The sequence below is a fragment of the Parabacteroides distasonis genome (genome assembly GCF_004793765.1).
Lineage (GTDB): Bacteria > Bacteroidota > Bacteroidia > Bacteroidales > Tannerellaceae > Parabacteroides > Parabacteroides distasonis_A.
In genome coordinates this window covers 1-3,295 of the sequence record NZ_SRYM01000103.1, presented here as the reverse complement: position 1 = coordinate 3,295, position 3,295 = coordinate 1, and the positions used below count along the sequence as shown (strand labels likewise).

The 3,295-nt window shown below is 42.4% G+C and carries 3 protein-coding genes and 1 pseudogene; 2 read left to right on the top strand and 2 right to left on the bottom strand.

Annotated features, from left to right (window positions below):
* Nucleotides 1-32: 32 nt before the first annotated feature.
* On the bottom strand, nt 33-341 hold the full coding sequence (locus tag E5342_RS18725; RefSeq protein ID WP_246867171.1) for a glycosyltransferase family 87 protein: 309 nt from the start codon (nt 339-341) through the stop codon (nt 33-35).
* Nucleotides 342-598: 257 nt separating this feature from the next.
* On the opposite strand from E5342_RS18725, the gene trmB reads away from it, so the two are divergent.
* Nucleotides 599-1,357 carry a tRNA (guanosine(46)-N7)-methyltransferase TrmB gene (gene trmB, locus E5342_RS18720; protein WP_121734953.1) on the top strand — a complete coding sequence of 253 codons (759 nt, stop codon included), beginning with the start codon at nt 599-601 and terminating at the stop codon, nt 1,355-1,357.
* 26 nt (nt 1,358-1,383) lie between these two features.
* Nucleotides 1,384-2,493: an Mrp/NBP35 family ATP-binding protein gene (locus E5342_RS18715; RefSeq protein ID WP_005859141.1), complete on the top strand. Its 1,110-nt coding sequence runs from the start codon at nt 1,384-1,386 to the stop codon at nt 2,491-2,493.
* A 73-nt stretch (nt 2,494-2,566) separates the two neighbouring features.
* Here E5342_RS18715 and E5342_RS18710 read toward each other — a convergent pair.
* Nucleotides 2,567-3,241 (bottom strand): annotated as a pseudogene (locus tag E5342_RS18710) (acyltransferase); the annotation flags it as partial.
* Nucleotides 3,242-3,295 lie beyond the last annotated feature (54 nt).

Genomic DNA, 3,295 nt, shown 5'->3' with positions numbered 1-3,295 from the left:
TGGGCCAAATTTATTTAATGTTTAACTAGTCCCTATTTTTTATGGGACACTAATGTAAACGAGAATAAAATCATGCCAGCTATGGCTATGTTAAATTGCTGCATAATAACACACGTAAACAACTCATTCAAGCATAACCAAATAACAAACGCCTGTTTCCAATCCGCCAATCCGAGTTTACGGATAGCCATATAAAGCAGCAAGCTATTCGCGAGACACCATAGCAACATCCCGATATAAGGAGCGAAGAGGGAGAAAGGCGCTATTATAGCCGTAAAAGGGATCCCGTATAAAAACCGGTCGTGGTATTCATTCGGATAATACGCATAAAGGTTTTTCAACTCTAACGCATGGAAAAAAGAAGCCCTATGCGACAAGGGCCGTCGCAAACCAAACAAATCCGACAAACCTCGGATTCTTAAATATCGGGCGTCTAAAAAATACTCTCAACATATCCTTTTTTATTCGTTACAACTCCACTTTCAAATAAAACTTCTGACAGCCTATATGTTCAAAAGACTCACCAACGCATAAAAACCCCTATCTAAAACAATAGAAAAAACGTAAAAAGCATTTTTTTAAGTATTATCTTCGCGACATGGGAAAGAATAAATTAGCTAAGTTTGACGATATGGCGGGCTATCCGCACGTATTCCAATACCCTTTCGCCGCCCTACAAGAAAAAGGGTTTGATATGAAAGGACAGTGGCATGAACGTTTTTTCAAGAACGACCATCCTATTGTCTTAGAATTGGGATGCGGAAAAGGGGAATATACCGTAGGTTTGGGAAAGCTTTTCCCAAATAAAAATTTTATTGGTGTCGATATCAAGGGAGCACGTATGTGGACTGGAGCAAAAGAATCGCTGGAAGCCGGGATGAATAACGTGGCTTTTCTACGTACGAGTATCGAATTGATTTCCTATTTCTTCGCTCCAGGCGAAGTAGCCGAGATCTGGATCACATTTCCGGACCCTCAAATGAAAAAGGTCAATAAGCGTCTGACCGGAACCCGCTTTATGAAAATGTATCGGGAAATCCTTTCCGGAGATGGTATTATCCATTTAAAAACGGACAGTAACTTCATGTATACCTATACGTGCGAGATGGTAAAAGCGAACCATTATCCCGTATTATTCAGTACAGACGACCTATATCATTCCAATCTGGTGGATGAGATCTTATCTATCAAGACCTATTACGAGCAACAATGGCTGGATCGTGGCTTAGACATCAAATACATCAAGTTTGTTTGTGAGGAAAGGGAACGATTGGTGGAACCTGACGTAGAAATAGAGTTAGATCCTTATCGTAGCTTTAATCGCAGTAAACGAAGCGCTTTGGCTTCTGGTAAATAAAAGAATGACTAAAAAAATCAACAGATATGACAATCTATCCGAATCTGATTATTGAGGCGTTGAAGAACGTCCGTTACCCGGGTACGGGAAAGGACATCGTTTCCATGGGCCTCGTAGAAGACAACATTCGTATCGATGGTATGAATGTCACCTTCTCGTTATTATTCGAGAAACCAAATGATCCGTTTATCCGTTCCGTAGTAAAAGCCGCGGAGACCGCTATCTTAACCTATGTAAGCCCGGAGGTGAATATCAAGGGAAACATCACGGTAAAAGCCCGTCAGTTAGCTCGCCCGGAACCGGATAAATTATTACCGCAAGTAAAAAATATTATCGCCGTATCTTCCGGTAAAGGAGGAGTTGGTAAAAGTACCGTTGCCGCTAATCTAGCTGTCGCATTGGCTCTACAAGGATATAAGGTAGGATTGCTGGATGCCGATATATTCGGACCGTCCCAACCCAAGATGTTCAACCTAGAAGAAGCTCGCCCTTATATGGAAGAGGTAGAGGGCAGGGAACTGATCAAACCGGCCGAAAATTATGGTGTCAAGATGTTATCTATCGGCTTCTTCGTAAATAAGAACGATGCAGTCCTATGGCGTGGAGCAATGGCTAGCAACGCATTGAAGCAATTGATCGGTGACGCCAACTGGGGTGAGCTTGATTATTTCTTAATCGATTTACCTCCCGGAACGAGTGATATCCATTTGACAATGGTACAAACACTAGCGATAACCGGAGCCGTGGTGGTAAGTACGCCGCAAGAGGTTGCTTTAGCGGACGCTCGTAAGGGTATCAGCATGTTCACCGGAGACAAGGTTAATGTCCCTGTTTTAGGGTTAATCGAGAATATGGCTTGGTTTACCCCAGCGGAATTACCGGAAAACAAATATTATATATTCGGAAAGGAAGGTTGTAAACGCCTAGCTGAAGAACTGAACGTGCCGTTACTAGGACAGATTCCTATCGTACAAAGTATCTGCGAAGGAGGAGATCAAGGTAAGCCGGTAGCGTTGAACCCGGACTCGATCACAGGAAAGGCATTCCAAGAATTGGCCGAAAATGTAGTCAAGCAAATAGACTATCGCAACGAGCATCTGGCTCCGACAGAGCGGGTGATTGTAACTAAGAAATAAAGATGATTTATACGTATATACGTGTGACCTCGCACGTATATACGTATCAGCCTATGCGAACGTATGTATAAATTCAGCCCACAACATACTTGGCTTTCTTACCGCAAATCTTTCTGATACCCAACACAATCAGCCAAGATACAGCGAATGCTACCACAGAAGCGGCAGGAATCTGTAAACCCAAAGGGATATTCAAGGCTCTCGCCAACAGCACGCTGGGTCCCGTAAAGAAATAATGTACCATATAGATACCGAAACCGCATATGGTTAAGTTCGCCAGCATTCGCTTAATCGTATCCGACTTAACATTTACCTTCTTCGCCAGTAAGAAGATAGGAATCGTCATTATCACCACATTGGGAGAACAATAATAGAAGAATAACTCTAACTGTTCCTCCGTATAAGCAGGCAAAGCGGTCGTATAGCGGAAACCGAAGAAAGTAATGGCATAGCCCACAACAAACATAGGAATGCCTATCCCAACAATCTTTCCTAACGACCAATCATGATTCCGCAGATAATGCCCCAATAGCAAGTAACCGTTAAACCCGGCGAAATAATAAAGCATACTGAATTCATTCCATGAGCATCCACCCCCAATATAAGGAGACACGAATTCCCGGTAATAAGGAATAAACAAAGTCACTCCCCAACCCGCCAGAAACCATAATTTCGCCTTATCCGAAACTTTCTCGACCCAAGCGGAGAAGATCGGCAAATAAAGATATAAACCTATCAGTAAATAGATAAGTAACTAATCAAAATTAAGCAGCATAATGGCTAAAGTTAATATTCAGTCGTG

Coding starts and splice junctions, on each gene's coding strand:
- trmB (WP_121734953.1), top strand. CDS start 599: ATGGGAAAGAATAAATTAGCTAAGTTTGACGATATGGCGGGCTATCCG.
- E5342_RS18715 (WP_005859141.1), top strand. CDS start 1,384: ATGACAATCTATCCGAATCTGATTATTGAGGCGTTGAAGAACGTCCGT.